Here is a 24,043-nt window from a genome sequence, read left to right as displayed (position 1 = left end):
CCCCTGCGGCGGGACACGGCGGAAGGCGCCCCGGCCGGGCCGGGTCTTCGGGCGCGGAGGTGAGCGGATCGACACTGTCGAATGTGGCGAACGGTTGGCGGACGGCCGATGCGAACGGCATCATAGATACCGCATGAATACCGACGAGATTCCCGCTGCCGGATCCGCCGCCGCACCCTCGGCGGCCGACCGGGTGTACGACTACGCGCGCGCTGCGATCCTCGACGGGCGCCTGGCCGACCACGAGATCGTCAGCGAGGGGTCCCTGGCCGAGGCGACCGGGGTGTCCCGCACCCCGGTTCGCGAGGCCCTGCTGCGGCTCGAAGCCCAGGGCATGGTGCGGCTGATCCCCAAGCGGGGCGCGCTGGTCCTCCCGGTGACCGCCGGGGAGTGGAGCGACGTGCTGGACACCCGCCGGCTCGTCGAACGCCACGGGGCCACGGCCGCCCTGGCCGCCGGACAGGGACCGGCGTTGGCCGGGCGGTTGCAGGTCCATCTCCAGCGGCTGGTGGCCGCGGCCGATGCCGGCGACCTCGCCGGATACGTCGCCGCCGACCGCGACTTCCACGCCACCATCGTCGCGGCCGCCGGCAACGCGATCCTCGATCGGCTCTATGCCACGTTGCGGGACCGGCAGCTGCGGATGGGGGCCGCCACCATCCGGCTGTCCGAGCCCGGGCTGATCGATCAGGACCGCATGCGGGTCACCGTCGACGAGCACACCGCCATCGCCCGCGCCCTGGCCGACGGGGATGCCGCGCTGGTCGACCAGCTGACCGTGGCCCACCTGGATCGCGCCGATCGGCTGCTGCGGTGCGCGGATCGGCGGTCGGCATGACCGCCACCCCCGCTCGTCCCGAGCGTCCGACCGCGCTGGACGTCACCGCCGCGGCCGCCGGCACCCCGCCGGTGCCCACCGGGTCCAGGCGGCGCCGGCTCGACCTGCTGCGTCGCAACCCATGGGCCGTCTGGGCCGTCGGGGCCGGGGTCTACCTGCTGGCCGTCTTCCACCGCATGTCGCTGGGAGTGGCCGGTCCGCTGGCCACCACCCGGCTGGACCTCAGCGCGGCCGCCCTGGGCACCTTCGTCATGCTGCAGCTCGGGGTGTACGCCGCGATGCAGGTCCCGTCCGGTGTGCTGATCGACCGGTACGGGCCGCGACGCATGCTGCTCACCGCGGCGCTGATCATGGGTTCCGCGCAGGTCCTGCTGTCACTGGCCCACAACTATCCGACCGCTCTGGTGGCCCGCGGCCTGCTCGGCTGCGGCGACGCCATGACCTACGTGTCGGTCCTCCGGTTGGCCACCGGATGGTTCCCGCCCCGCCGCTATCCGGTGATGGCCGCGCTGACCGGTCTCATCGGCATGCTCGGCAACCTGGTCTCCACCGTTCCGCTGACGTTCCTGCTGGAGCACCTGGGTTGGACGGCGACGTTCGCGGCGGCCGGTGCGGTCACCCTCGGGTTCTCGGTCCTGCTGCTCCGGCCCGCGGGTCCCGCGCCCTACCGCCCGACCGGGGCGCCCCGGCCCCGACCGTCGGCCCGGCAGGTCCGGTCCGATGTCGTCGCCACCTGGCGGTTGCCGGCCGAGCGCATGGCCCTGTGGACCCACCTGTGCACGATGGCCGGCCCGACCGCGTTCGCCGCACTGTGGGGCTTTCCGTACCTGACCCAGGCCCTGGGCTACACGCCCGGGGTGGCGTCCTCGATGCTGCTGATCTACGTGTTGGTCGGGGTCTGCGCCAGCCTCGGCCAGGGACCGCTGCTGGCCCGTCGTCCGCAGATCCGCGGCGGCCTGGCCGCGTCGATTGCCGCCGTGTGCCTGCTGGGCTGGGTCACTCTCATCGCCTGGCCGGGTGGCACCCCACCGGTCGCCGTGGTCGTTGTCGTCATCGTGATCTTCGGCGTCGGCGGCCCGATCTCGGGGGTCGGCTTCCTGGTCGCCCGGGACTACAACCCGGCGCACCGGATCTCCACCGCCACCGGCATGGTCAACGTCGGCGGGTTCACCGGCGCGGTGATCATGGTGCTCGCCATCGGGCAGATCCTCGACGTGGTCGAGCCCGGGGCCGGAACCCATTCCGCGCACGCCTATCGCTGGGCGTTCGCCGCCGTCGCCCTCGTCACCGCCTTCGGCCTCTTCCGTATGCTCGTCTGGCTCCGACGGACCCGGGCCGGCCTGCTCGTCGCCATGGCTCGCGGCGAGGACATCCCCGTCCCGATCACCCCGCACCGCTGGGACCGGGTGCACGCCCTGGACCCGGAGCTGATCGCGGCCGAACGGGACCGGCAGCACGCGGTCCGCCGGCTGGCCGGTTCGGGCCCCACCGGCGCGAACCCCTCCACCGAGCCCGGGACCCCGGGCGGAACGGACCATTCGTGACCACCGCCGACCGACCGCCGCCGCCCCACCGCCCGGACGGGGGTGGCCTGCTGCTGGTCGACAAGCCGGCCGGGTGCACATCCCACGACGTGGTGGGCCGCCTGCGGCGGGTGCTGCAGACCCGCCGCATCGGGCACGCCGGCACCCTGGACCCGATGGCCACCGGGCTGCTGGTGGTCGCCGTCGACCGATCGACCAAACTGCTGGGACACCTCGCCCTGACGACGAAGACCTACACCGCCACCATCCGGCTCGGCGTGGCGACCGACACCGACGACGCCGAAGGAACGGTCACGGCCACCGCGTCGCCGGAGGCGGTGACCGCGGTGTCGGACTCCGCCATCACGGACGGCATCGCCGCGCTGACCGGTGACATCCAGCAGGTGCCGACCGCCGTCTCGGCGATCAAGGTCAACGGACGGCGGGCCTACGAGCTGGCCCGGGCCGGCCAGGCCGTGCAGCTGGCCGCCCGCCCGGTGACGGTCAGTCGGTTCGAGCTGCTGGCCGCGCCGCGCCGGACGAGGGTCGACGAGGTGGCGGTGATCGACCTGGAGGTCGCCGTCGACTGCTCCAGCGGTACCTACATCCGGGCCCTGGCCCGCGATCTCGGAGCCGGGCTGGGGGTCGGCGGGCATCTGACGGCGCTGCGCCGCACGGCCGTCGGCCCGTTCACCGTGGACGACGGGATCGACGTCTTCGGCGGCCCGGACCGGCACGCCCCCGTCACGGAGGAGTTCGCAGCCGCGGTCGCCGACCGCATCGTGCCCGCCGTCGACGCCGTCCGCGCCGCCTTCCCGGTGCGGTCCCTGGACGCCGGGGAGTGCGAGCACGTCCGGCACGGTCGTTCGATCCCGGCCCGCTCGGCGACCTCGGGCGACCGCGCCGAGGTCTACGCCGGGCTCGGACCCGCCGGTGAGCTCATCGCCCTGCTCACCGACCGCACCGGGCGGACCCGCCCGGTCCTCGGCTGGGCGGCCGGCGCCTGAACCCGGCCGGTCGGGGCCCGGCCCCGGGTGCGGGGCGGACCATCACCCCGGACGTGGCAGTCTGGGCGCGGAGCGATCCGCACCGGCGGATCCCGACGACCCCGGAGTGTGCAGTGGAACGCTGGCGCGGCCTGGACGAGATACCCCCCGGTTGGGGTCGCTGCGTGCTGACGATCGGCGTCTTCGACGGGGTGCACCGCGGTCATCAGGCGCTGATCCGGGAGGCCATCGAGCTGGCCCGGGAACGGGACGTGCCGACCGTGCTGATGACCTTCGACCCGCACCCGGCCGAGGTCGTCCGGCCCGGGAGTCACCCGGCGATGCTCACCACCCTGCGCCGCCGGGCCGATCTGGTCGCCGAGCTCGGCGTCGACGCGTTCCTGGTCCTGCCGTTCACGCCGGCCGTCTCGCAGATCTCGGCCGAGGAGTTCGTGCACGACGTCATCGTCGACCGGTTGCACGCCGACGCCGTGGTGGTGGGGGAGAACTTCCGCTTCGGGCACCGGGGCAGCGGCTCGGTGGAGCTGCTGCGGCAGCTGGGGCCGCGTTTCGGGTTCAGCGCGCACGGTGTCGGCATCGTGCCGGGATCGGGGACGGCGCCGGACGTGGCCATCTCCTCGACCTACGTGCGGTCGTGCGTCGCGGCGGGGGACATGCGGGCGGCGACGGCCGCACTCGGCCGGCCGCACCGGGTGGAGGGGTTCGTCGTCCACGGCGAGGGGCGTGGGGGCAGTGAACTCGGCTACCCGACGGCCAACCTGGACGCCGAGCCGTACGCGGCCATCCCGGCCGACGGCATCTACGCCGGCTGGTTCGTCCTGGGCACCCGGCGGTCGCCGGCGGCCATTTCCATCGGCACCAACCCGACGTTCTCGGGGAAGGTGCGCACGGTGGAGGCGTTCGTGATGGACGAGGGCGGCAACTTCTACGGCCGCCGGGTGGGTTTCGAGTTCGTCGAGCGCCTGCGCGGCAACGAACGGTACGACTCGGTCGAGGCGCTCATCGCCCAGATCGACAAGGACGTGGCCCGCAGCCGGGCCATTCTCGCCGCCGAGTCCTGACGTCGGCCGGTGCCCGCCGTTCATCGGATCGGGGCATTCCGCACCAGGGACGGACCCGGTCGACCAGAATACGGAGCGTGACCGACCAGCAGCCCGTTGCGACCGCCACGGACGGCCCCCCAGTCGACGCACCAGCGGCCCCCGACCCTTTGCGCCGGTTGCCGTTGGCCCGCCGCTGGCGGGTGTGGTGGGGGGTCGGGGCGGCGGTCGCCGTCGTGGCCTACGTGCTCGTCTCGGTCGCCTACGCCGCCGACAGCCGGGCGATCGACGCCAACTACAGCTCCCCCCGGGTCCAGGGCGCGGACGTGGTGGTCACCCTCACCCCGCTGGCCGTGGACGCGGCGACGCCCCGGATGACCCTGCAGGTCGAGGTCGATGTGGTCGACACCGCCCTGCTGAACGACAAGGGCGTCCTGGGGCGGGATCTGGAGATCGAGGTGCTGCCGGCCGGGGGTGCGTCGCTGACCTTCTCGGCCGGCCGCCTGCCGGACAGCCGCACCGTCACGGTGCCCCTCACCGGGGACATCGAGAACTGGCCGTTCGATGCCTACGACACCGACGTGATCGTCGCCGCGCAGGCCACGGCCGCAGCCGGTGGCGCGACGGAGTACCCGGTGATGGCGGTGGTGGTCGACGGCGTCGTCCAGGGGTGGAGCGGGGAGGGTGGGACGATCAGCCGCGACGTGCTGAGCCCCGCCGCCGCGGCCGACGGAGTGCACCTGCATTTCGCCCGGGCGCTGGCCATCAAGCTGTTCGCCGGCGTCCTCGTGCTCGTGATGGTGCTGATGCCGGTGCTGCTGCTGGCCGTCGCCATTCCGCTCTACCGGGAGGAACGGCTCTTCGAGGCCGGTTTCCTCAGCTACGCGGCGGCCATGTTGTTCGCGACCGTGCCCCTACGGAACTTCTTCCCCGGGAACCCGCCGGCGGGGTCCTGGGTCGACGTGCTCGTCGTGCTGTGGGTGCTGGTCGCGCTGATCGTCGGGATCGGCGTCACGGTGCTGGCCTTCCTGCGGCACCCCCGGGGCCGCTAGACCCGCGCCGTCCCGGTCACGGGGTGTCGCTGGTAAGCTACGTCGTTGGGTCCGGCTGCAGTCCGTGGCGGCCGTGACCGTCTTCCCCCCGGCAATTCGCGCGGAGCGGGACGTGCACGTGACAGACACATCGAGGAGCAACACCTGTGGCGCTGACCACTGAGCAGAAGAAAGAAATCCTGAGCGAGTACGGCCTGCACGAGACCGACACCGGTTCGGCCGAGGCGCAGATCGCCATGCTCAGCAAGAGGATCTCGGACCTCACCGAGCACCTCAAGCAGCACAAGCACGACCACCACACCCGCCGTGGCCTGCTCGGCCTCGTCGGCAAGCGTCGTCGCCTGCTGCGCTACCTGCAGACCGTCGACATCAACCGCTACCGTGCGTTGATCGAGCGGCTCGGCCTGCGCCGCTAGTACCTGGGGCCGGATCCCTCCGGGGGTCCGGCCCTTCGTGCGCCGCCGGCGGGTCACGACTCGCCGAGGCAACCTCGTCAGCCAACCGCCCCCGGACCAGGGACCATCACGGGGGCGGGACACCACCGGTCCCGCGCAGTCAGCACCATCCGCACCACCTGCAGTCCAGCACCGGCGCCCCGCGCCTCGCGACCACCCGGAATCGGCAGCCCGGGCCGGTCCTCGGTAGTGGCCCCCGGAACACCCCCCCGTCCACCGGACGGGTCGGCAGTTCCGGCGGCTTCGATCGATGGCCGGCCACGCCCCCCGAGAACCTGATTCCGGTCGCCGCGGCCCGCTTCGCCCCGGTGTCCGGGCTGCTCCGCGCCGTCGTCACGAGGACGACCGGCGCGCACCGAACGAGCATCACAAGAGGAGATCCATGTCCGATCCCACCGCCACGAGCACGACCGCTGTCCTGGACAACGGCGCGTTCGGCACCCGCACCATCCGCTTCGAGACCGGTCGGCTGGCCCAGCAGGCCGCCGGGTCCGTCGCGGCCTACCTGGACGACGACACGATGCTGTTGTCGGCCACCTCCGTCGGCAAGCACCCGAAGGAGCAGTTCGACTTCTTCCCCCTCACGATCGACGTCGAGGAGCGGATGTACGCCGCCGGGCGCATCCCCGGTTCGTTCTTCCGTCGGGAGGGTCGTCCGTCCGAGGACGCCATCCTGACCTGCCGGCTCATCGACCGGCCGCTGCGCCCGACCTTCACCAACGGGCTCCGCAACGAGGTCCAGGTCGTCATCACCGTCATGGCCCTGAACCCGGACGACCTGTACGACGTGCTGGCGATCAACGCCGCGTCGGCGTCCACCCAGATCTCCGGGCTGCCGTTCTCCGGCCCGGTCGCCGGCGTGCGTGTCGCGCTGATCGACAACCAGTGGGTGGCCTTCCCCCGGCACTCCGAACTCGAGCGCGCGTCGTTCGACATGGTCGTGGCCGGCCGCATCGCCGGTGACGACGTCGCGATCATGATGGTCGAGGCCGAGGCCACCGAGAAGACGTTCGAGCTCGTCGCCGGCGGCGGCACCGCGCCGACCGAGGAGATCGTGGCCGAGGGGCTGGAGGCGGCCAAGCCGTTCCTGCGCACCCTGTGCGAGGCCCAGTCCGAGCTGGCCACCCGCGCGGCCAAGCCGGTCGCCGAGTTCCCGCTGTTCCCGCCGTACGAGGCCGACGCGTTCGACGCTGTCGAGAGTGCCGCGAAGGCCGCCGGCCTCGCCGAGGCGCTGACCATCGCCGGCAAGACCGAGCGCGAGTCCAAGCTGGACGAGATCAAGGCCGCCGTCTACGAGCAGCTGGGCGAGCAGTTCGCCGGGCGCGGCTCGGAGATCGGCAACGCGTTCCGTTCGGTCACCAAGAAGCTGGTCCGCCAGCGCGTGCTGGCCGACAAGGTCCGCATCGACGGCCGCGGCCTGACCGACATCCGCACCCTGGGTGCCGAGGTCGGCTACCTGCCGCGCGTGCACGGGTCGGCGCTGTTCGAGCGGGGCGAGACCCAGATCCTGGGCGTCACCACGCTGAACATGCTCCGCATGGAGCAGCAGCTGGACACGCTGTCCCCGGACAACCGCAAGCGCTACATGCACAACTACAACTTCCCGCCGTACTCCACCGGTGAGACCGGCCGGGTCGGTTCGCCGAAGCGGCGCGAGATCGGCCACGGCGCTCTCGCCGAGCGGGCCCTGCTGCCCGTGCTGCCGAACCGCGAGGAGTTCCCCTACGCGATCCGCCAGGTGTCCGAGGCCCTCGGCTCCAACGGCTCGACCTCCATGGGGTCGGTCTGCGCCTCGACCCTGTCGCTGCTCAACGCCGGTGTGCCGCTGAAGGCCCCGGTCGCGGGTATCGCCATGGGCCTGATCTCCGGCTCCACGGGCACCGACGGCGACGCCGTCCAGTACGTCGCGCTGACTGACATCCTGGGCGCCGAGGACGCGTTCGGCGACATGGACTTCAAGGTCGCCGGCACCAAGCAGTTCGTCACCGCTCTGCAGCTGGACACCAAGCTCGACGGCATCCCCTCCGAGGTTCTGCGGGGTGCGCTGGTCCAGGCGCGGGACGCCCGGTTCGCCATCCTCGAGGTGATGAACGAGGCCATCGACGCCCCGGACCCGATGAGCGAGTTCGCTCCGCGGATCACCACCATCAAGGTCCCGGTCGACAAGATCGGCGAGGTCATCGGGCCGAAGGGCAAGATGATCAACTCGATCACCGAGGAGACCGGTGCCGACATCGCCATCGAGGACGACGGGACGATCTTCGTCTCCGGTTCCGACGGTGCGTCGGTGCAGGCGGCGATCGACAAGGTCAACGCCATCGCCAACCCGCAGCTGCCGAAGGTCGGCGAGCGCTTCCTGGGCACCGTGGTCAAGACCACCGCGTTCGGCGCGTTCGTCTCCCTGCTGCCCGGCCGTGACGGCCTGGTGCACATCAGCAAGCTCGGTGGCGGCAAGCGGATCGCCAAGGTCGAGGACGTCGTCAACGTCGGCAGCAAGCTGCAGGTCGAGATCGTCGAGATCGACGCCCGCGGCAAGATCAGCCTCGTCCCGGTCCAGGCCGACGATGCGGCCGCCGGCAACGGCGCCGCCGATACCGCTGCGGCCGACGCCTGAGCTGATCGCGTTCTGAGGTCATGGTGACGACGACCCCTCGTTCCACCCGCCGGTCCGCCGGCGGGGCACGGCGTGCCCGCGTGCTGGAACGGGGGGTCGACGGCTCTGCGGTGACCGTCAGCGAACTGCCGAACGGCCTGCGGGTGGTCACCGAGTCGGTGCCCGGCGCCCGCAGTGCGTCGGTGGGGGTGTGGGTCGGCGTCGGGTCGGTCGACGAGACCGCCCGGCTGGCCGGTGCCTCGCACTATCTGGAGCACCTGCTGTTCAAGGGCACCCACGCGCACACCGGGTACGAGATCGCCGACGCCTTCGACGCGGTGGGCGGTGAGTTCAACGCGTTCACCGCCCACGAGTACACCTGCTACTACGCCCGCGTCCTGGCCCAGCAGGCCGAGATGGCGGTGTCGCTGGTCAGTGAGGTGGTGCTCGACGCGGTCATCGCGACCGTCGACGTCGACACCGAGCGCAGCGTCATCCTCGAAGAGATCGCCATGCGCGACGACGATCCCGAGGACACCCTGGCCGACGCGTTCGCCGCCGTCGTGTTCGCCGGGCATCCGGTGGCGGACCCGGTGATCGGCACCAACGAGACGATCGCCGCCATGTCCCGCGCCCAGGTCGCGGGGTATTACCGCCGTCGCTACACGCCGGACAAAATGGTCCTGGCCGTGGCCGGTGGAGTCGAGCACGGTGACGTCGTCCGGTGGGCCCGCGCCGCACTCGGCCGGTTCCCGGCGGCCGGTCTTCCCCGGGACCGCTCGATCGCCGACGGCCGCGCCGATCTGATCCGCCCCGCCCCGCCCCGTGCGGGTTCGCCGGTGCGCCGCCGGTCAGCGGGAGCGGGAGCGGGCCCGCGGCTGGCCATGCTCGAACGTGACATCGAGCAGGTCCACCTGTCCGTCGGGGTGCGGTCGGGCCCGCGGGGGGCCGACGACCGCGCGGCCCTGGCGGTGCTGACCGGTGCGCTCGGCGGCGGGATGAGTTCCCGACTGTTCCGATCGATCCGAGAAGAACGGGGCCTGGCGTACTCGGTCTACGCGGGGACGTCCACCTATGCCGACGTCGGGTCGTTCTCGGTCTACGCAGGGTGTCAGCCCGAGCACCTGGGGGACGTGGCGACCCTGATAGGGGCCGAGCTGGAGCAGGTCGCGGAGCACGGCGTCAGCGACACCGAGCTGCGCCGCGTGCAGGGTCAGTTGACCGGCTCGCTGATCCTGGCCCTGGAGGACACCGAATCGCGGATGAGTCGCATCGGCAAGAACCTGTTGGTGCGCAGCGATTATCGGTCGGTCGACGACGAGCTGGCGGAGATCTCGGCGGTCACGGCCGACCAGGTGCGGGCCGTGGCCGGCCGGTTGCTGTCGGGTCCGCGATCGGCCGCCGTCGTCGGCCCGTTCGCCGCAGCGCGGGACCTGCCCCCCGAGGTAACCCGCCTGGTCGGCTGACCGGTCCGGACCCGGTCCCACCGCATCCTGACGGCGCCCGCACACTGGGCCCGGCATACATCTGAGTACGGACTGGAGGAAGTGGGATGAGCGAGGAGCCACTGCGCGTCGGGGTGATCGGCGCGCGGGGTCGGATGGGAACCGAGGCGTGCGCCGCGGTCGACGGCGCCGCCGATCTGGATCTCGTCGCCGCCATCGGCGGCCGGGGTGAATGGTTGTTCCCCCTGGCCGATGCCGGCGCGCAGGTGGCCGTGGACCTGACGCATCCCGACGTGGTGATGGACAACGTCCGCTTCTGCCTCGACCAGGGCATCCACGTCGTCGTCGGCACGTCCGGGGTGACGGCCGAACGGCTGGACACCATCACGGACTGGCTTGCGGCCAAGCCCGAGCTCGGCGTCATCGTGGCCCCGAACTTCGCCATCGGGGCCGTGCTGCTGGGCCGGTTCGCCCGGGAGGCGGCCCGCTTCTTCGAGTCGGTGGAGATCGTCGAGCTGCACCACGCCGGCAAGGCCGACGCGCCGTCCGGGACGGCGGTCGCGACCGCCCGGGCCATCGGTGCCGCCCGCACCGAGGCCGGGCTCGGTGACGTCCCCGACGCCACCACCCACGAGACCGACGGCGCCCGCGGGGCCCAGATCGACGGCGTGCACGTGCATTCCGTTCGGCTGCCCGGCCTGGTCGCCCACCAGGAGGTGCTGTTCGGCACCACCGGCGAGACGCTGACCATTCGTCACGATTCGCTGCACCGCTCGTCGTTCATGCCGGGCGTGCTGGCTGCGGTGCGCGCCGTCCCGTCCCGGCCAGGGCTGACCGTCGGCCTGGACGCCGTCCTCGGGCTGGAGTGATGCGGGTCCGCGTCATCGTGGCGGTGCTGGTCGCCGTCCTCGTTTTCTACTTCGTGCTGCTGGCGGACCGGGCCTTCACCCTCATCGGGTCCGGGTCGGCCGCGGGGGTCGCGCTGGGCATCGGCGTGCTGCTGCTGCCGCTCATCGGCGTGGTGCTGGTCGCCTGGGAGTTGCGGTTCGGCTGGCAGACCCAGCAGCTCGGTCGCCGGCTCGCCGAGGGTGACGGCGCGGAGTGGCCGGCGGCGCCGGAGCTGCCCAAGCGGCCGTCCGGCCGGGTCGAGCGGGACGCGGCGGATGCGTATTTCGAGACCGTGAAGATCAAGGTCGAGTCGGCGCCGGGGGACTGGCGCGGCTGGTACCGGCTGGCCCAGGCCTACGACCTGTCCGGGGACCGCAAGCGGGCCCGGTCCTCCATGCGCAAGGCCATCGAGCTGGCCACCGGCTGACTGTCGTCCCGGGCGGTCACCGGCCTACCGTGGTCTCATGCTCACCCCCGGACCAGATCACCCCATCACCCTGCACCCGGCCGGCGGCCGGGTCGTCGTCACTGCGGGGGACGTGCCCGTCGCCGACACGGACGGTGCCGTCGTTCTGCAGGAGTCGAACTACCCGGCCGTGCCGTACATCCCGGTGGCCGACGTCGACCCGGCGCGGCTGCGCGTCTCCGAGCACACCACCCACTGCCCGTACAAGGGTGACGCCAGCTACTACGACCTGGTCCTCCCGGACGGGCAGGTGCACGCCAACGCCGTGTGGACCTACCGCGATCCGTACCCGGCCGTCGCGGCCATCGCCGGGTTGGTGGCCTTCTACCCGGATCTGGTGGACATGGACATGCCGGGCCGACCCTGATCGGGACACAGCACACTTCCGGTCGCTGATCGTCGCGAAAAAGCACTTTCACCCGGGTTCGACGGAACGACGGTCCGTCGGTGCGTGGATTCCTCACCCAGGGTCGGGTTCGGCCTTCCGGCGCTCGCGAAAGGGTCCGGACGATCAGGCCGGCGGAGGATATACCGGAACGTAAGTATGCAACTACTCTCAGTAGTCGCCACCTGCGAATCCTGGGAGAGAACCCTGTGCTGATCCTGTCGTCGACCCGCCGGCGCGTCCGGCCCACCCCCTGGCGGCGGGCGGCCGCCGCCCTGACCGCCGTCGTCACTGCGCTCGCCGTGACGGTGGTGGCCGCCCCCGCCGCGTTCGCCGCCGATCAGGTCGGCAGCTCGATCACCCTGCCGAATGCCCCGAAAGCGATCGCCACGAGCGGTGACACTGCCTGGTTCACCTCCGGCTCGCTCGCCCAGGAGGTCACCGGGAACGGCTCCACGCTCGGGCGCATCGTGTCTGTCGGCGCCGGAGCCCAGGGAATCGGATTCGCTCCCGACGGCAAACTGTGGGTGACCAATGGCGACGCCGGCACCGTCTCGGTCTACGACACGACGACTCTGACGCGGACCAAGCGGATCGTGCTTCCTATCGACGCCGTGCCCTACGACATCGCCTTCGGTAGCGACGGCACGGCCTACGTGGTCAACAAGGGCAAGTCCACGGTGTCGGTCATCGCACCGAACGCCAGGAGCGTCACCCGGACGATCCCACTGCCCACCGACGCCAACCCCAATGCCATCGCCGTGGGACCGGACAACACCGTCTACACGTCCAACTTCAGCCCGGACACCATCTCCATGATCGCCCCGGGGAGTACGTCGGTGACCAAAACCATCGCCACCGGTTCCGGTCCACGGGACATCCTGGCCGGTCCCGACGGGACGGTCTACGTCGCGTACTGGTACGACCCGAACAATGTCGTGAGCAGCGGAGTCAAGGTCTACGACTCGACCCTCGACAACGAGCGCAGTATTCCGATGGCGAACACCGTCAAGGCGTCCGCCCTGGCGATGTCCGCGGGGGGAACGCTCTACGTCGCGCAGTACTCACCGGACAAGATCGCGGTGGTCCCGGGTGTGCCCGCGTCCCTGACGGTGACTGGCTCGCTGGCGATGGCGGCGCCCGCGTCCGGCCCGACCAGTCTCGGTGTGCTGTCGAACGGTACCGTTCTGGCCGGTAGCACCTACCAGCACAGTGATCTCACCCGCTGGAACCCGCTCGCGATCACGACGTCGAGTCTGCCGCGTGCCCGGGTCGACGTCGACTACGCCGTCACGCTGGGGGTCACCGGCGGTCAGTCGCCCTATTCGTGGAGTGTGGCGTCGGGGACGCTGCCGGCCGGCCTGTCGCTGAACGCGTCGACCGGCATCATCTCGGGCCGACCGACGACGGCCAACGCCTCGCAGGTTCCGAACGTGGCCCTGCGGGTGACGGATTCGGCCGGAGTGTCGGTGGACGCGGTCTATCAGCTGCTGGTCGAGCGCATCCCCACGTCGCTGGCTCTGCAGTCGTCGGCGGGCACCGAGCTACCCTTCGGCCAGCCCGTCACCCTGACCGCGACGATCGACCCGGTCAGCGCTGCGGGCCAGATCCATTGGTACGCATATCCGACCGATGGCACTCCCCGAACGGACCTGGGCACTTCCACGCTGTCGTCGTCCGGATCGGCGACGTGGACGGGGACTCTCCCCGGTTTCGGTGGGTTCCAGTTGTCTGCGGTCTATTTACCGTCGTCGACAGATCGGTACTCAGCGTCCGACAGGTACACCCAAGTCATCCAGTCCCGGGCCACCCCGGGTCAGCTGACCGTCACGAAGTTCCACCCGTCCGCGGCGGAGAACGCCGACTGGTTCGTCGAGTTCACCAACACGACGTCGACCGCCATCCCGGTCTCCACCGTCCGGCTGTCCCTGGGCGGCACCACCGCCGCATTGGCCGGTTCGGTCGAGCCGGGCCGACGTTTCGTCGTGGCTGGTCAGGGAGGCGCCTACGCGGCCGTCGCCGACCAGACGGTGAACCTCGCGTCCGGGCCAGGGGTCAGCCTGACGGCAGCCGACGGCTACAACCAGACCCCGGCCACCACTCTTGACGCCGTGGGGACCGCCGCCGGCCCGCATTCGGGCACGGCATTGCCGGCGTACATGTCGGCCGACGTGCCGACCGCTTCGGCGTGGGTCCGGAACGTCACGTTCGCCGGCCCGGTGAACACCGGCCAGAACGCCGGCGACTTCCAGCTGGTCTCGGCCGACGGGGGCACCGTGGGTGGGCTGCCGGCAGTGGCCGGGAACGCCCAGCCGGTGGGTACCGCGAACCCGCTGCTGCTGAGTGCGCGGACGGCGCCGTCGGGATTGCTCGACCCGTCCAAGAGCGCTGCGGCGGAACCGAACCGCGTCGTCGTGCAGCAGTCGGGAGCCACCCGGCTGGTGGTGAACCGCGTGATCACGAACAACACCGGGCGGCAGGTGAACCGGATGGCGTTGCAGATCAACACGCTCAGCCAGCCGAACGCTCCCGTACCGTCCGGCGTGACCGGTCAGACGGCGTGGCTGCGGCCGGTCAACCCGTCCTCGCCGACCCAGCAGATCGTCGTCAACGGTCAGCCGGTGACGGTGCAGCGGCTGTCGGTCGCCTCGGGAACCGGGGCGGGGTTGGGGTCGATGCTGACGGTGCCGCTGCCGGAGGAGGGGCTGGCGCCCGGCGCGACGGTGGCCGTCCAGCTGACATTCGCGGTGGACCGGCCGGGCAAGTTCTGGTTCAGCTACCTGGCCATGACCTCCTGACCGTGGTCGACGGTTCGTCCGGCGTCCGGCCCTGCAGGTCGGCGTCGGACGGGCCGTCGTCCGGAAGGTTCTGGCGGACCGATCCGGACGTGGAATCCGTCAGGCCCTCCGCGGCCGCCGTCACCGGCCGTTCGGGAGCGCCCGTCCGTCCGGTGGTGGCCGACCGGACACCGGCGTCCGGGTCCGGGTCCTGCTCGGACGGCAGCTCGGCCAGGTGTCCGTCGATGGCCTCGGTGCGCCGCTCCAGCAACGTCTCTTCCAGGTCCAGGTCGTACTGCATGGTCTGCAGCACGGGCTCGGACAGTTCGCCCTCGTTGCGCATGGCGACGATCTCGGCGCGTTCCACCGCCAGCAGCGCCCGACGCCAGTCGGTGTGCTCGCCGACCCGCCGCCCGAACTCGCGGGACCGTTCGATATCGTCCTGATCGCTGCCGTCCCCACTCCGCCAATCGCGGGCCGCGGCCCACTGGCGGAGCGCATCGATCTGGTGCGGAGACAGGTGCTCGTCCCGGCACACCTCGTCCAGGCGCTGCATCATGGCCGCGCTGGCCCGGGCGTGCGCCTGGGCCCGTTGCCGTTCGTCGTCGGAGCTGTAGTCCCGCGAGAGCCCCAGCCGCCCGATCACCCACGGCAGGCTGAGGCCCTGCAGGACCAGGGTGCCGATGATCACGGCGACCGTCGCCGCGAGCAGGACGGCGCGGTGTGGGGTGTCCATCGGCAGGGTCTGGGCGGCCGCGAGGGAGACGACCCCGCGCATCCCGGCCCAGGACACCGCGGCGACCCCGGGCCAGGTGATGGGGGTGCGGCGGGAACTGAGTCGGGAGACGAGGTGGATCAGGGCGATCCAGATCGGCCGGCTCGCGATGACGGTGAGCAGCACGGCCCCGATCACCAGATACGTCGACTGGTCGGACGACTCGCCCTCGCCCAGGGCGCCGAGGATGCCGCGCAGTTGCAGACCGATGAGCGCGAAGACGGCGCCCTCGAGGACGAACCGCAGCGCGGCCCAGGTCGCGTTCTCGGTGAGCCGAACCGCCGCCGGGACCTCGCTGGGGGACCGGAAACCGAGCACCAGCCCGGACACCACGACGACCAGGATCCCCGAGGCGTGCACCAGCTCACCGAGCGCATAGGCCAGGAAAGGGGACAGCAGCGACAACGACGTGATCGTCAGGGCCGACGTCCCGGCCGGACCCAACCCGGCGTGCAGCACCCGGCGACGGATCAGCGACAGCAGCCAGCCCAGTCCCGCTCCCAGGGCCACCCCGCCGACCGCCGCCCAGGCGAATTCGCCGATGGCCGATCCCCAGCCGACCGCCGTCGTGCCGATCGCGGCGATGGCCACCTTCAACGTCACCAGTGAGGTGGCGTCGTTGAACAGCGATTCCCCCTCCAGCACGGTGACCAGCCGTCGCGGCAACCCTACCCGACGGGCGACGGCCACCGCGGCGACCGCGTCCGGCGGGGCCACGATCGCCCCCAGCGCGAGCGCGGCGGCGAAGGGGACACCGGGGTCGACCGCGGTGACCACGACGGCGACGGTGAATGCGGTCAGCAGCACCAGCCCGACCGAGAGCTGCACGATCGGCCGGACCAGCTGGCGGATGGCCACGGCCGAGGATTCCAGCGCCGCCGCGAACAACAGGGGCGGCAGCAGCAGGAACAGCACCAGGTCGGGAGTGAGCTCATAACCCGGCACCCCCGGGACGAACGACACCGCGAAGCCGGTCACCAGCAGCAGGATCGGCCCCGGCAGGGAGAACCGGTCCGCCAGACCGGTGACGACGAGCACGCCGATCACCAAACCGACGACGGCGAGCACCACTTCCAAGGAACGGTCCTGACTGGGATGGGGAGCGGGGCACGGTGCATCCGCCGGAACGGAGGAACAGTGCCCGGTATCGACCCGCCCAGACGGTTCGCCGTCCGGATGTTGCGGCATCACCCCGGCGGATGCTGCGGCGCGCGAGGCCTGGACATCGAAGCCACCCCGCCGGTCCGGTCAACCGCGCGCCGGATCGCCCTGCCATTTCGACGGTTGCGGCGTCCACGACCGCACGGCATCCAGGAGGTCGGCCGGGTTGTCCACGACGATCAGCCCGTCCCGGAACCGTTGTGAGAGGAACCCGCGGGCGGTCATCGTGTCCAGGGCGTGGAGCAGCGGCTGCCAGTACCCGTCGACGTCGTACAGCGCGACCGGCTTGCCGTGGATGCCGAGTTGCTGCCACGTCCACACCTCGAACAGCTCCTCGAGGGTGCCCGCACCACCGGGCAGCGCGACGAAACCATCGGCCAGTTCAGCCATCCGCAGCTTGCGGGCGTGCATGTCGGGCACCACCTCCAGCCGGGTGAGGTCGCGGTGGGCCAGTTCCCGGTCGACCAGCCCCTGCGGGATGACGCCGACCACCGTGCCGCCCGCGGCGAGCGTGGTGTCGGCGACGACCCCCATCAGGCCGACCCGGCCGCCGCCGTAGACCACGCCGACATCGGCGTCGCCCAGCGCCCGGGCCAGTCTGGCGGCGGCGTCGGCGAAGGCGGGGGAGTCACCGGCGGCCGACCCGGTGAAGATCGCCAGCCGGAACGGGCCGCGTCCGCGCAGCACCGGGAAGATCGCCTCCGCCAGCAGCGGGGCCAGCCGCGGGTCGTCCAGTTCGACCCAGGTGGCCTCCTCGATCTCCGCCGCCGGGGCTCCGATCGGGACCAGCGGATGCTCGAAGACGGTCGCGGTGACGGTCCGGCCGGGTTCGTTGGCCGCGGCGGCGTCGAAGACCCCGAGCGGGCGGAGCAGTCCTTCGTCGAGTTCGGCTCCGATCTCCTCCCGGGACTCCCGGATGGCGGCCGCGGCCGGGCTTTCGCCCGGTTCGAGCTTGCCGCCGGGCAACATCAACCGGCTGGTCCCGGTCTTGCGCACGGTCAACACCCGTCCGGCCGCGTCCCGCAGGACGACTGCACTGACCACCAGTGGCGTCGCCACCTGGACCTCCCTCGCGGCCGGGTCACGACCGGCCGTGGTGCACCCTCGCACACTTGACCCCGACGGCGGGGACGGGACGACGGCACATCAGCCCCAGCCCCCCGTCCGAGGATGGCGGTCAGCCCCGGTCGTGCAGGGTGATCTGGTAGCCGTCGGGGTCGGCGAAGGTGAACGTCCGGCCGAAGGGCCCGTCGAACGGGGCGGTGACGATGGGGTGACCGTCGGCGGCCAGCGCGTCGTGGATGGACTGCGTCTGCTCGGCGTGCAGCCAGACGCCGATGCCGACGCCGGGCTGGGCGACGCCGGACAGGTCGGTCCCCGGAGCGAGGTCGCGCACGGCGAAGGCCACCGGCCGGGTGTCGAAGACGACGGCGTGCGGCGGCCCGGCCGGGGTGCGCGTCAGGCCGAGGTAGCGCTCGTAGAACGCCTGGGATGCCGCCAGATCGCGCACCTGCAGGGAGATGAAGTCGGGACCGGTGACCGTCATGGGATGGCTCCTCGCTCGTGTGTGTCAGTTATCTGACACGAAGAAGCTATGTCAGGATGCTGACATGAGTCAAGACGGCGGCGTGATCGATCTCGAGGTGTCAGTGGGCTATCTGCTCAAACAGGCCTCGGCCGCGCTGCGGATCGCGATGGAAGACGTGCTGCGCCCGCTCGGCATGACCGTCACCCGCTACTCCTGCCTGGAGTTGCTGGCCCAACGGCCCGGCCTGTCCAACAGCGCTCTGGCGCGGGGGGCGTTCGTCACGCGGCAGTCGATGAACGTGCTGCTGCAGGCTCTTCAAAAGGAGGGTCTGGTGACCCGCCCGGCCCAGCCCTCCGTCGGCAAGGTGCTGCCGGTGCAGCTGACCGCGAGCGGGCACGCGGCGTTGCGCGAAGCGAGCGAAGCGGTCCGGGCGGTCGAGGTCCGCATGCTGGGCGGGCTGTCGGCCGGGGACCAGACCCGGATGCTCGATGCCCTGCGGTCCGTCGTGCGGTCACTGGGCACACCCGACGAGCCGCCCCTCGCAGACCGCAACGACGAGGAGACGTCATCGACGTCCTGATCTTCGTCCCGGCGTTGTCAATCCGCTGACTGTCGGGGTGGAATGACACCATCGATCCCCATGACGTCCCCGAAGTCCGCGGTGCCGCCGCCGGCCGGTCCGTCGTTGACGATCGCCCAGGCTCGGCGCATCGCCATCGCCGCGCAGGGCCTGCACCGCCCGCCGGCGTCGACCGGCGGGTCGGTGACCGCAGCGGCCCTGGTCAAGCTGGTGCGTCGGCTGGGTCTGCTGCAGATCGACTCGGTCAACGTGCTCGCCCGGGCCCATCTGATGCCGGTGTTCAGCCGGCTCGGGTCGTACGACACCGCGCTGCTCGACCGGGTGGCCTGGCCGGCCACATCCCGCGGTGAGCGGCACCGCGCCCTGGTCGAGACGTGGGCCCACGAGGCGTCGCTCGTGCCGGTGGAGACGATGCCCCTGCTCCGGTGGAAACAGCAGCAGCTGGCCACCCGCTGGGAACGGCATGCGCGCCGCCTGCGCGCCCAGCACCCGGGCGTCATCGAGGAGATCGTCGACATCGTGCGCGATCTCGGTCCCCGGTCGGCCGGGGAGATCGAGGCCGAACTCCAGGAGCGGGCGCACCAGCCGCGGCGGGGCCAGGCCGGCTGGTGGGAGTGGTCGGCCACCAAGCAGGCCTGCGAGTTCCTGTTCGGGACCGGGGTCTTCGCGGTGGCCCGGCGGCGGGGCTTCGAGCGGCTCTACGACCTGTCCGAGCGGGTGCTCCCGCCGGAGATCATCGCCACCCCGACACTCGACCCGGCCGACGCCCACCGCGCACTGGTCGCCCACGCGGCCACCGCGTTCGGCATCGCCACCGCGACCGACCTGGCCGACTATTTCCGGCTGCCGGTCGCCGGGGCCCGGCGGGCGGTGGCCGAACTGGTCGAGGCCGGCGAACTCCAGCCGGTCGCGGTGGACGGCTGGCGGGAGCCCGCCTATCGGCACCGCGACGCCCGGCTGCCCCGCGCGGTCGACGGCGCCGCCCTCGTCTCGCCGTTCGACCCGCTGGTCTGGTTCCGGCCCCGCGACGAGCGGCTCTTGGACTTCCACTACCGCATCGAGATCTACACCCCGGCGGCCAAGCGCGTGCACGGCTACTACGTCCTGCCGTTGTTGATCGGCGACCGGATCGTGGGGCGTTTCGATCTGAAGGCCGATCGGGCCACCGGGCGGCTGCTGGTCCCGGCCGCGTGGCGGGAGCCCGGGGTGCCGACGGGGCCGGACCTGACCGTCCGGGCCGCCGGGGTGCTGCGGTCGCTCGCGGACTGGCTCGGCCTGGGCGAGATCGTGGTCGCCGAGACCGGCACCTGGGCGCAGGACCTGCGCGGCGTGCTGGGCGGACCGGCCCGGTAACCTCCCCCCGGTGAAGGCCCCGTCTCCGTCCCCCTGTGTCGCCGCGGGCCACCCGGCCACCGCCAGCGTCGGCCGCGACATCCTCGCCCGGGGCGGCAGCGCAGCGGACGCCGTCGCCGCCATGATCCTGGCCGGTTGTGTCGCCGAGACCATCTTCACCGGGCTCGGCGGCGGCGGTTTCGCCACCCTCTACGACGCGGCCACCGGGGAGGTCCGGTGCCTGGACTTCTTCGTCGCCGTGCCCGGCCTGGACGGCACCGTGCCCGGACCGGCGCGGGCCATCCGGGTCGCGTTCGGTGAGGTCGAAGTCCCGTACGCGGTGGGTGGGCCGAGCGTCGCCGTTCCCGGCACCCCGCAGGGCGTCCAGGCCCTGCACGCCACGGCCGGACGCCTGCCGTGGTCCGATATCGTCAACCCCGCAAGGGATCTCGCGCACGACGGCGTGCCGTTCACCGCTGCCCACGCACGCCTGCTCCCCGACATCGCCGCGGCCATGGTGCTCGGCGCCGGGATCGCGGTCTACTCCCGTCCCGACGACGCCGGAGGCCGGCGGATGCTCGGCGAGGGCGAGCTGCTGCATCACGATGGCCTCGCGGACACGCTCGACGATCTGGCCGTGCAGGGTCCGGACGTGCTGGTCACCGGTGCGCGGGGTCAGGCCCTGGTGGAGGCGGTCCGGGCCGACGGCGGGGCGCTGTCCATGCAGGACATGGCCGCCTACCGGGTCCGCACCCTGCCGGTGCAACGGGTCCGTTTCGGCGGTGCCACCCTCTGTGTGCGCGGCAACGATCTGGACCGGTTCGCCGACACCGCCGCCACCTATGACGTCGGCCTGGCCACGGCCGACCCGGTGCAGCGGGCCCAGCTGTTCGTCGACGCCCTGCGCGCCCCGGCCCGTCGGGCCGAGACGACCACCCTGGCCGCCGTGGACGCCGACGGCAACGCCTGCGCGGCCACCCACTCGCTCGGCCTGGGCTCGGGCATCTGGTCGGCCGGCGTGCACGGGAACTCGATGCTGGGCGAGGGGGAATTGCTCCGCGGCGACCTGCGACCCGGCGAGCGGATGCCGTCGATGATGGTGCCGTCGATCGTGCTGGACGACGACGGGGCGTTCCTCCTGGCCGGGGGCGCGGCGGGCGGCAGCCGCATCCGGCCGGCGCTGCTGCAGGTGCTGACCGGCATCCTGGTCGACGGCCGGGCCCCCGCCGAGGCGGTCGCAGCCTCCCGGTTGGCCATCACCGACGACCTGGTGCACGCCGAGCCCGGAATGGCTCCCGAGGTGGTCCAGGGTCTCATCGACGCCGGCCACCGGGTGATGCAGTGGCCCGAACAGCGGCCGTTCTTCGGTGGGGTCGCAGTGGTGACCCGGCAGGGTCCTGCGGCCGACCCCCGCCGCGGAGGACTGGCGTTGCGTCTCGAGAGCTGAGGTCGGCCGGGACCGGTAGTGCACTGTCACCGCCGACCCCGTCGGGGTGGACTGGCGTCGCGTCTCGAGAGCTGAGGTCGGCCGGCCGGTCAGCGCAGGATCTCGACCAGCAGCACCCAGGCGTTGGTCAGCGCGACCAGCGTCGACACGGCGTACCCGGCGGCCACCCAGTACAGTCCCGCGCCGCTGCCGGCGACCAGTAGGACACCGCCGACCAGCTGGGGGAGCAGGGCGAGCTGGTACATGGCGGCCAGTTGCAGTTCCTTGCGGCCGTTGGCCCGGTCGCGGCCCATCCGAAGACCGCTGATCACCACGAACGCCTCGATGCCCCCGGCGATGCCGAGCACCAGCGCACCGAAGGCGACAAGGGTGACGTCGCCCATCAACGCCAACGGCGCCTGGAGCAGGATCCCGGCGAACAGGGCGACGGTCACGGCCGCCCGGTGCGGCAGCCGGGGGAACGACAGGATCCGTTCGAGGTTGATGGAGACGGCGACGAAGACCAGCCCGGCCAGCGCGGCGGTGGCCCCGGCCTGGGCGACGAAGAAGTCGTGCCAGCCGTCGGGCACGATGCCGGTGGTCGCCGGGTCGGTCTCGGCCAGCAACCGGGAGGTGACGGAAGGCCCCATGGACGCAGATGCTCGCACGGACGGAGTCCGTTACTGGTTCACCGCGGAGCTGTGGCGCTGGGCGGCTCGCTCGGACGAGTGGGTGTTCGTGCGGCTGCCGGCCGAGATGTCCGCCGAGATCGCGGCGGTGCCGCGCCTACGGGCCGGGTTCGGGGCGGTCAAGGTCGCCGTGACGGTCGGCCGTTCCCACTGGCGGACGTCGATCTTCCCGGAAGCCACGGACGGACCGTACGTGCTGCCGCTCAAGCGGGCGGTGCGGGACGCCGAGCGGTTGGACATCGGCGACTCCGCCCGTATCGGGATCGAACTCGTCGAGCGCTGAGCCGCACTGCGCCGTCGCCGCGGTCGCCCCGCCCGTTGCCGGCCGGGGCGACCGCGGGGTCAGACCGTCACGGCCCGGCGGAGGTGGATGTCGCCGGACGTCGTGCTGACCCGCAGCTCCAGGTCCGGGGTGGCCGGGTCGGTGTCGCCGGTGTCGCCGAGCCGGTCGGTCACCGGCAGGTCGCTGTCCGTCGTCCCGGCGACGGAGGACAGGTCGACCGCGGCCGACGTTCCGGGCCGGAGGGCGACGTCCACCGGCCCGGAGACGGAGACGGCTTCCAGGCGCCCGGGGCCGACCTCGGCCAGCCGCAGTTCACCGGAGACGGTGCGCACGCTGCTCTCACCGCTGGACCGGTCGACCCGGACGTCACCGGAGGTCGAGTGCACGACGAGTCGACCGTCGACCTGGTGCACGCCGACGCGCCCGGACGCGGTGCGCAGGTCGGCGTCCGCGGTCTCGGTGAGAGTCACCGATCCCGACGCGGTCTGCACGACGGCCTTCTCAGTGACCCGGTCGACGGACACCGCTCCGGAGGCGGTGCGGATCTCGAGGCGGTCGGCCACTCCGACGACGGTGACGTCGGCGGACTGGGTCTGCGCCCGCACCCCGGAGCCCCGGGGCGCGCGAACGCGGATGGTGAAGGAGGAGCGCCAGCCGCTGCGGGCCGGGTCGGTGTCGACGACGACGATGGCCCGTCGGCCGTCCGCGCGCGGCTCGGTGTGCTCGATGCGCACCCGGTCGGTCGGGTCGGGGTCGGATCCGTTGTCCGCGCCCGTTCCGAAGGAGCTGAACCAGGCGGCCGGGCCGCCGGCCGCTCCGTCGCCGGAGTCCCGGCGGCCGAACGCGTTGCGCAGTTCGTCGCCGATCCGGCCGGAGTTGACGGCTTTGAGGACGTCGTCGAGGAAGCCCATGGGCTGGCCGTTGCCGGTCTGCACCTCGACGGTGGTCCGGTGCGTGGCGCCGAGGTCGCCGGCCTGCTGCGCGTCGACCAGTTCGATGTCGACATCACCGGCGGCGTTGCGGATCTCGATGGTGACGGGCTCGGGGGTGAGGAATTCGCGGTGCATGGTGGTCGTCCTCTCAGGCCTGTACGAAACCGGTGACGGTGCGACGGCCGCCCGGGCCGTCGGATTCCCCGCCGGGCTCGTCGGGTCCTCCGTGGTGGCCGCCCTTGTGGGGGACGGCGGTGCGGACGGAGTCGGCGACGGCGCGGGAGATATAGGTGTTCAGGGACATGCCCTGCTCGGCCGCGGCCCGTTCGGCCTGGGTCTTGAGCTCGTTGAACAGGCGGACCGTGGTGCGGGAGAGCTCACCGCCGGCGTCCTGCACGGCACGGCGCAGGTCCTCGGGCGTCGGCGTCCCGTCGCCGGGCGACGTCGGCTGGTCCGGCGCAGCCGATGTCGCGGGCTTGTCGAAGGAGAAGCGGCCGGGGTTCTCGGGCCGGCCGGTGTCGGCCGGGGTGTGCCGCTGGACGGCCAGGCGGACCTGGCCGCCGTCGAGGCGGAGGTCGACGCTGGTGTCGCGGAGCTGGGTGGTGATCTCGGCGGCCAGATCGGACAGGGCGTTCATCATCGCCAGCCGGGCCGCCGGTTCCAGGGCGCCGGCGAGCAGGGCGGCCGCCCGTCGGGTCTCGTCCGATCCGACCGACGCCGCGGTCAGCAGGTCGTTGCGGAGCTGGTTCACGTACGGAGTGAGGTCCATGACGCCATGGTGACACCACAAGTGACACCATGCAAGGGACGCAATGACGTCAGAGTGACGTCACACTCACGCCAGTCGGCAGCTGATTCCGGGTGATGA

22 protein-coding genes are annotated in these 24,043 nt (G+C 72.0%); 16 read left to right on the top strand and 6 right to left on the bottom strand.

What is annotated here, in order from left to right:
* Positions 1-133 precede the first annotated feature (133 nt).
* The 12 genes from FDO65_RS04725 to FDO65_RS04670 all read left to right on the top strand — a co-directional run bounded on the left by FDO65_RS04725 (position 134) and on the right by FDO65_RS04670 (position 14,490).
* Positions 134-838 (top strand): GntR family transcriptional regulator, encoded by a 705-nt coding sequence (locus FDO65_RS04725; protein WP_137448267.1) that lies wholly within the window; start codon positions 134-136, stop codon positions 836-838.
* Positions 835-2,382, top strand: coding sequence for an MFS transporter (locus FDO65_RS04720; protein WP_137448266.1), 1,548 nt, complete (start codon positions 835-837; stop codon positions 2,380-2,382). The genes FDO65_RS04725 and FDO65_RS04720 overlap by 4 nt, the downstream gene beginning before the upstream one ends.
* Complete coding sequence (truB, locus tag FDO65_RS04715; RefSeq protein ID WP_137448265.1) at positions 2,379-3,368, top strand: tRNA pseudouridine(55) synthase TruB; 990 nt, start codon at positions 2,379-2,381, stop codon at positions 3,366-3,368. The genes FDO65_RS04720 and truB overlap by 4 nt, the downstream gene beginning before the upstream one ends.
* Before the next feature lie 113 nt (positions 3,369-3,481).
* Entirely contained in the window at positions 3,482-4,429 is a 948-nt protein-coding gene (locus FDO65_RS04710) for a bifunctional riboflavin kinase/FAD synthetase (RefSeq protein WP_137448264.1), read from the top strand.
* 77 nt (positions 4,430-4,506) lie between these two features.
* Complete coding sequence (locus FDO65_RS04705; RefSeq protein ID WP_166442030.1) at positions 4,507-5,460, top strand: DUF4436 family protein; 954 nt, start codon at positions 4,507-4,509, stop codon at positions 5,458-5,460.
* A gap of 146 nt (positions 5,461-5,606) precedes the next feature.
* A complete protein-coding gene (rpsO, locus tag FDO65_RS04700; protein WP_137448262.1) occupies positions 5,607-5,876 on the top strand; it encodes a 30S ribosomal protein S15 in 270 nt (89 codons plus the stop codon).
* Positions 5,877-6,297: 421 nt separating this feature from the next.
* Positions 6,298-8,529 carry a polyribonucleotide nucleotidyltransferase gene (locus FDO65_RS04695; protein WP_137448261.1) on the top strand — a complete coding sequence of 744 codons (2,232 nt, stop codon included), beginning with the start codon at positions 6,298-6,300 and terminating at the stop codon, positions 8,527-8,529.
* 20 nt (positions 8,530-8,549) lie between these two features.
* On the top strand, positions 8,550-9,974 hold the full coding sequence (locus tag FDO65_RS04690; protein ID WP_137448260.1) for a M16 family metallopeptidase: 1,425 nt from the start codon (positions 8,550-8,552) through the stop codon (positions 9,972-9,974).
* Positions 9,975-10,060: 86 nt separating this feature from the next.
* Entirely contained in the window at positions 10,061-10,822 is a 762-nt protein-coding gene (dapB, locus tag FDO65_RS04685) for a 4-hydroxy-tetrahydrodipicolinate reductase (RefSeq protein WP_137448259.1), read from the top strand.
* Complete coding sequence (locus tag FDO65_RS04680) at positions 10,822-11,268, top strand: tetratricopeptide repeat protein (protein WP_137448258.1); 447 nt, start codon at positions 10,822-10,824, stop codon at positions 11,266-11,268. Before dapB ends, FDO65_RS04680 begins: the two co-directional genes overlap by 1 nt.
* Before the next feature lie 37 nt (positions 11,269-11,305).
* Positions 11,306-11,674 (top strand): DUF427 domain-containing protein, encoded by a 369-nt coding sequence (locus FDO65_RS04675; protein WP_137448257.1) that lies wholly within the window; start codon positions 11,306-11,308, stop codon positions 11,672-11,674.
* Positions 11,675-11,901: 227 nt separating this feature from the next.
* A complete protein-coding gene (locus FDO65_RS04670; RefSeq protein ID WP_137448256.1) occupies positions 11,902-14,490 on the top strand; it encodes a putative Ig domain-containing protein in 2,589 nt (862 codons plus the stop codon).
* Here the strand turns inward: FDO65_RS04670 and FDO65_RS04665 are convergent.
* The 3 genes from FDO65_RS04665 to FDO65_RS04655 all read right to left on the bottom strand — a co-directional run bounded on the left by FDO65_RS04665 (position 14,465) and on the right by FDO65_RS04655 (position 17,951).
* The gene (locus tag FDO65_RS04665) at positions 14,465-16,315 is read right to left on the bottom strand and encodes a Na+/H+ antiporter (protein ID WP_240757546.1); all 1,851 of its coding nucleotides are present in this window, start codon (positions 16,313-16,315) and stop codon (positions 14,465-14,467) included. The two genes, FDO65_RS04670 and FDO65_RS04665, sit on opposite strands and share 26 nt — an antisense overlap.
* A gap of 177 nt (positions 16,316-16,492) precedes the next feature.
* Entirely contained in the window at positions 16,493-17,464 is a 972-nt protein-coding gene (locus FDO65_RS04660; protein ID WP_205849782.1) for a TIGR00730 family Rossman fold protein, read from the bottom strand.
* A 118-nt stretch (positions 17,465-17,582) separates the two neighbouring features.
* Positions 17,583-17,951: a VOC family protein gene (locus tag FDO65_RS04655; protein WP_137448254.1), complete on the bottom strand. Its 369-nt coding sequence runs from the start codon at positions 17,949-17,951 to the stop codon at positions 17,583-17,585.
* Between the two features lie 64 nt (positions 17,952-18,015).
* Between FDO65_RS04655 and FDO65_RS04650 the strand changes: the two genes are divergently transcribed.
* From FDO65_RS04650 to FDO65_RS04640, 3 genes are read left to right on the top strand one after another with little or no spacing between them, the layout of a single operon-like run.
* Positions 18,016-18,513, top strand: coding sequence for a MarR family winged helix-turn-helix transcriptional regulator (locus tag FDO65_RS04650; RefSeq protein ID WP_137448253.1), 498 nt, complete (start codon positions 18,016-18,018; stop codon positions 18,511-18,513).
* Between the two features lie 60 nt (positions 18,514-18,573).
* Positions 18,574-19,866 (top strand): winged helix-turn-helix domain-containing protein, encoded by a 1,293-nt coding sequence (locus FDO65_RS04645; protein WP_166442028.1) that lies wholly within the window; start codon positions 18,574-18,576, stop codon positions 19,864-19,866.
* 10 nt (positions 19,867-19,876) lie between these two features.
* Complete coding sequence (locus FDO65_RS04640) at positions 19,877-21,292, top strand: gamma-glutamyltransferase (RefSeq protein ID WP_137448251.1); 1,416 nt, start codon at positions 19,877-19,879, stop codon at positions 21,290-21,292.
* 89 nt (positions 21,293-21,381) lie between these two features.
* On the opposite strand, the gene FDO65_RS04635 is transcribed toward FDO65_RS04640, so the two are convergent.
* Positions 21,382-21,921 (bottom strand): hypothetical protein, encoded by a 540-nt coding sequence (locus FDO65_RS04635; protein ID WP_137448250.1) that lies wholly within the window; start codon positions 21,919-21,921, stop codon positions 21,382-21,384.
* Between FDO65_RS04635 and FDO65_RS04630 the strand changes: the two genes are divergently transcribed.
* The gene (locus FDO65_RS04630; protein WP_137448249.1) at positions 21,920-22,243 is read left to right on the top strand and encodes a DUF1905 domain-containing protein; all 324 of its coding nucleotides are present in this window, start codon (positions 21,920-21,922) and stop codon (positions 22,241-22,243) included. The genes FDO65_RS04635 and FDO65_RS04630 overlap by 2 nt on opposite strands.
* A 59-nt stretch (positions 22,244-22,302) precedes the next feature.
* Here the strand turns inward: FDO65_RS04630 and FDO65_RS04625 are convergent, their stop codons facing one another.
* Positions 22,303-23,310: a DUF4097 family beta strand repeat-containing protein gene (locus FDO65_RS04625; protein ID WP_137448248.1), complete on the bottom strand. Its 1,008-nt coding sequence runs from the start codon at positions 23,308-23,310 to the stop codon at positions 22,303-22,305.
* A 13-nt stretch (positions 23,311-23,323) separates the two neighbouring features.
* Positions 23,324-23,944, bottom strand: coding sequence for a toxin-antitoxin system HicB family antitoxin (locus FDO65_RS04620; protein ID WP_137448247.1), 621 nt, complete (start codon positions 23,942-23,944; stop codon positions 23,324-23,326).
* Between the last annotated feature and the right edge of the window lie 99 nt (positions 23,945-24,043).

The organism is Nakamurella flava, from assembly GCF_005298075.1.
GTDB lineage: Bacteria > Actinomycetota > Actinomycetes > Mycobacteriales > Nakamurellaceae > Nakamurella > Nakamurella flava.
This window is presented reverse-complemented; position numbering and strand designations above follow the sequence as displayed.

Excerpts from the sequence above, each read along its gene's own strand:
- FDO65_RS04725 (WP_137448267.1), top strand. The coding sequence starts at position 134 with ATGAATACCGACGAGATTCCCGCTGCCGGATCCGCCGCCGCACCCTCG.
- FDO65_RS04720 (WP_137448266.1), top strand. The coding sequence starts at position 835 with ATGACCGCCACCCCCGCTCGTCCCGAGCGTCCGACCGCGCTGGACGTC.
- FDO65_RS04695 (WP_137448261.1), top strand. The coding sequence starts at position 6,298 with ATGTCCGATCCCACCGCCACGAGCACGACCGCTGTCCTGGACAACGGC.
- FDO65_RS04690 (WP_137448260.1), top strand. The coding sequence starts at position 8,550 with ATGGTGACGACGACCCCTCGTTCCACCCGCCGGTCCGCCGGCGGGGCA.
- dapB (WP_137448259.1), top strand. The coding sequence starts at position 10,061 with ATGAGCGAGGAGCCACTGCGCGTCGGGGTGATCGGCGCGCGGGGTCGG.
- FDO65_RS04680 (WP_137448258.1), top strand. The coding sequence starts at position 10,822 with ATGCGGGTCCGCGTCATCGTGGCGGTGCTGGTCGCCGTCCTCGTTTTC.
- FDO65_RS04675 (WP_137448257.1), top strand. The coding sequence starts at position 11,306 with ATGCTCACCCCCGGACCAGATCACCCCATCACCCTGCACCCGGCCGGC.
- FDO65_RS04655 (WP_137448254.1), bottom strand. The coding sequence starts at position 17,951 with ATGACGGTCACCGGTCCCGACTTCATCTCCCTGCAGGTGCGCGATCTG.
- FDO65_RS04650 (WP_137448253.1), top strand. The coding sequence starts at position 18,016 with ATGAGTCAAGACGGCGGCGTGATCGATCTCGAGGTGTCAGTGGGCTAT.
- FDO65_RS04645 (WP_166442028.1), top strand. The coding sequence starts at position 18,574 with ATGACGTCCCCGAAGTCCGCGGTGCCGCCGCCGGCCGGTCCGTCGTTG.
- FDO65_RS04630 (WP_137448249.1), top strand. The coding sequence starts at position 21,920 with ATGGACGCAGATGCTCGCACGGACGGAGTCCGTTACTGGTTCACCGCG.
- FDO65_RS04635 (WP_137448250.1), bottom strand. The coding sequence starts at position 21,921 with ATGGGGCCTTCCGTCACCTCCCGGTTGCTGGCCGAGACCGACCCGGCG.
- FDO65_RS04625 (WP_137448248.1), bottom strand. The coding sequence starts at position 23,310 with ATGCACCGCGAATTCCTCACCCCCGAGCCCGTCACCATCGAGATCCGC.
- FDO65_RS04620 (WP_137448247.1), bottom strand. The coding sequence starts at position 23,944 with ATGGACCTCACTCCGTACGTGAACCAGCTCCGCAACGACCTGCTGACC.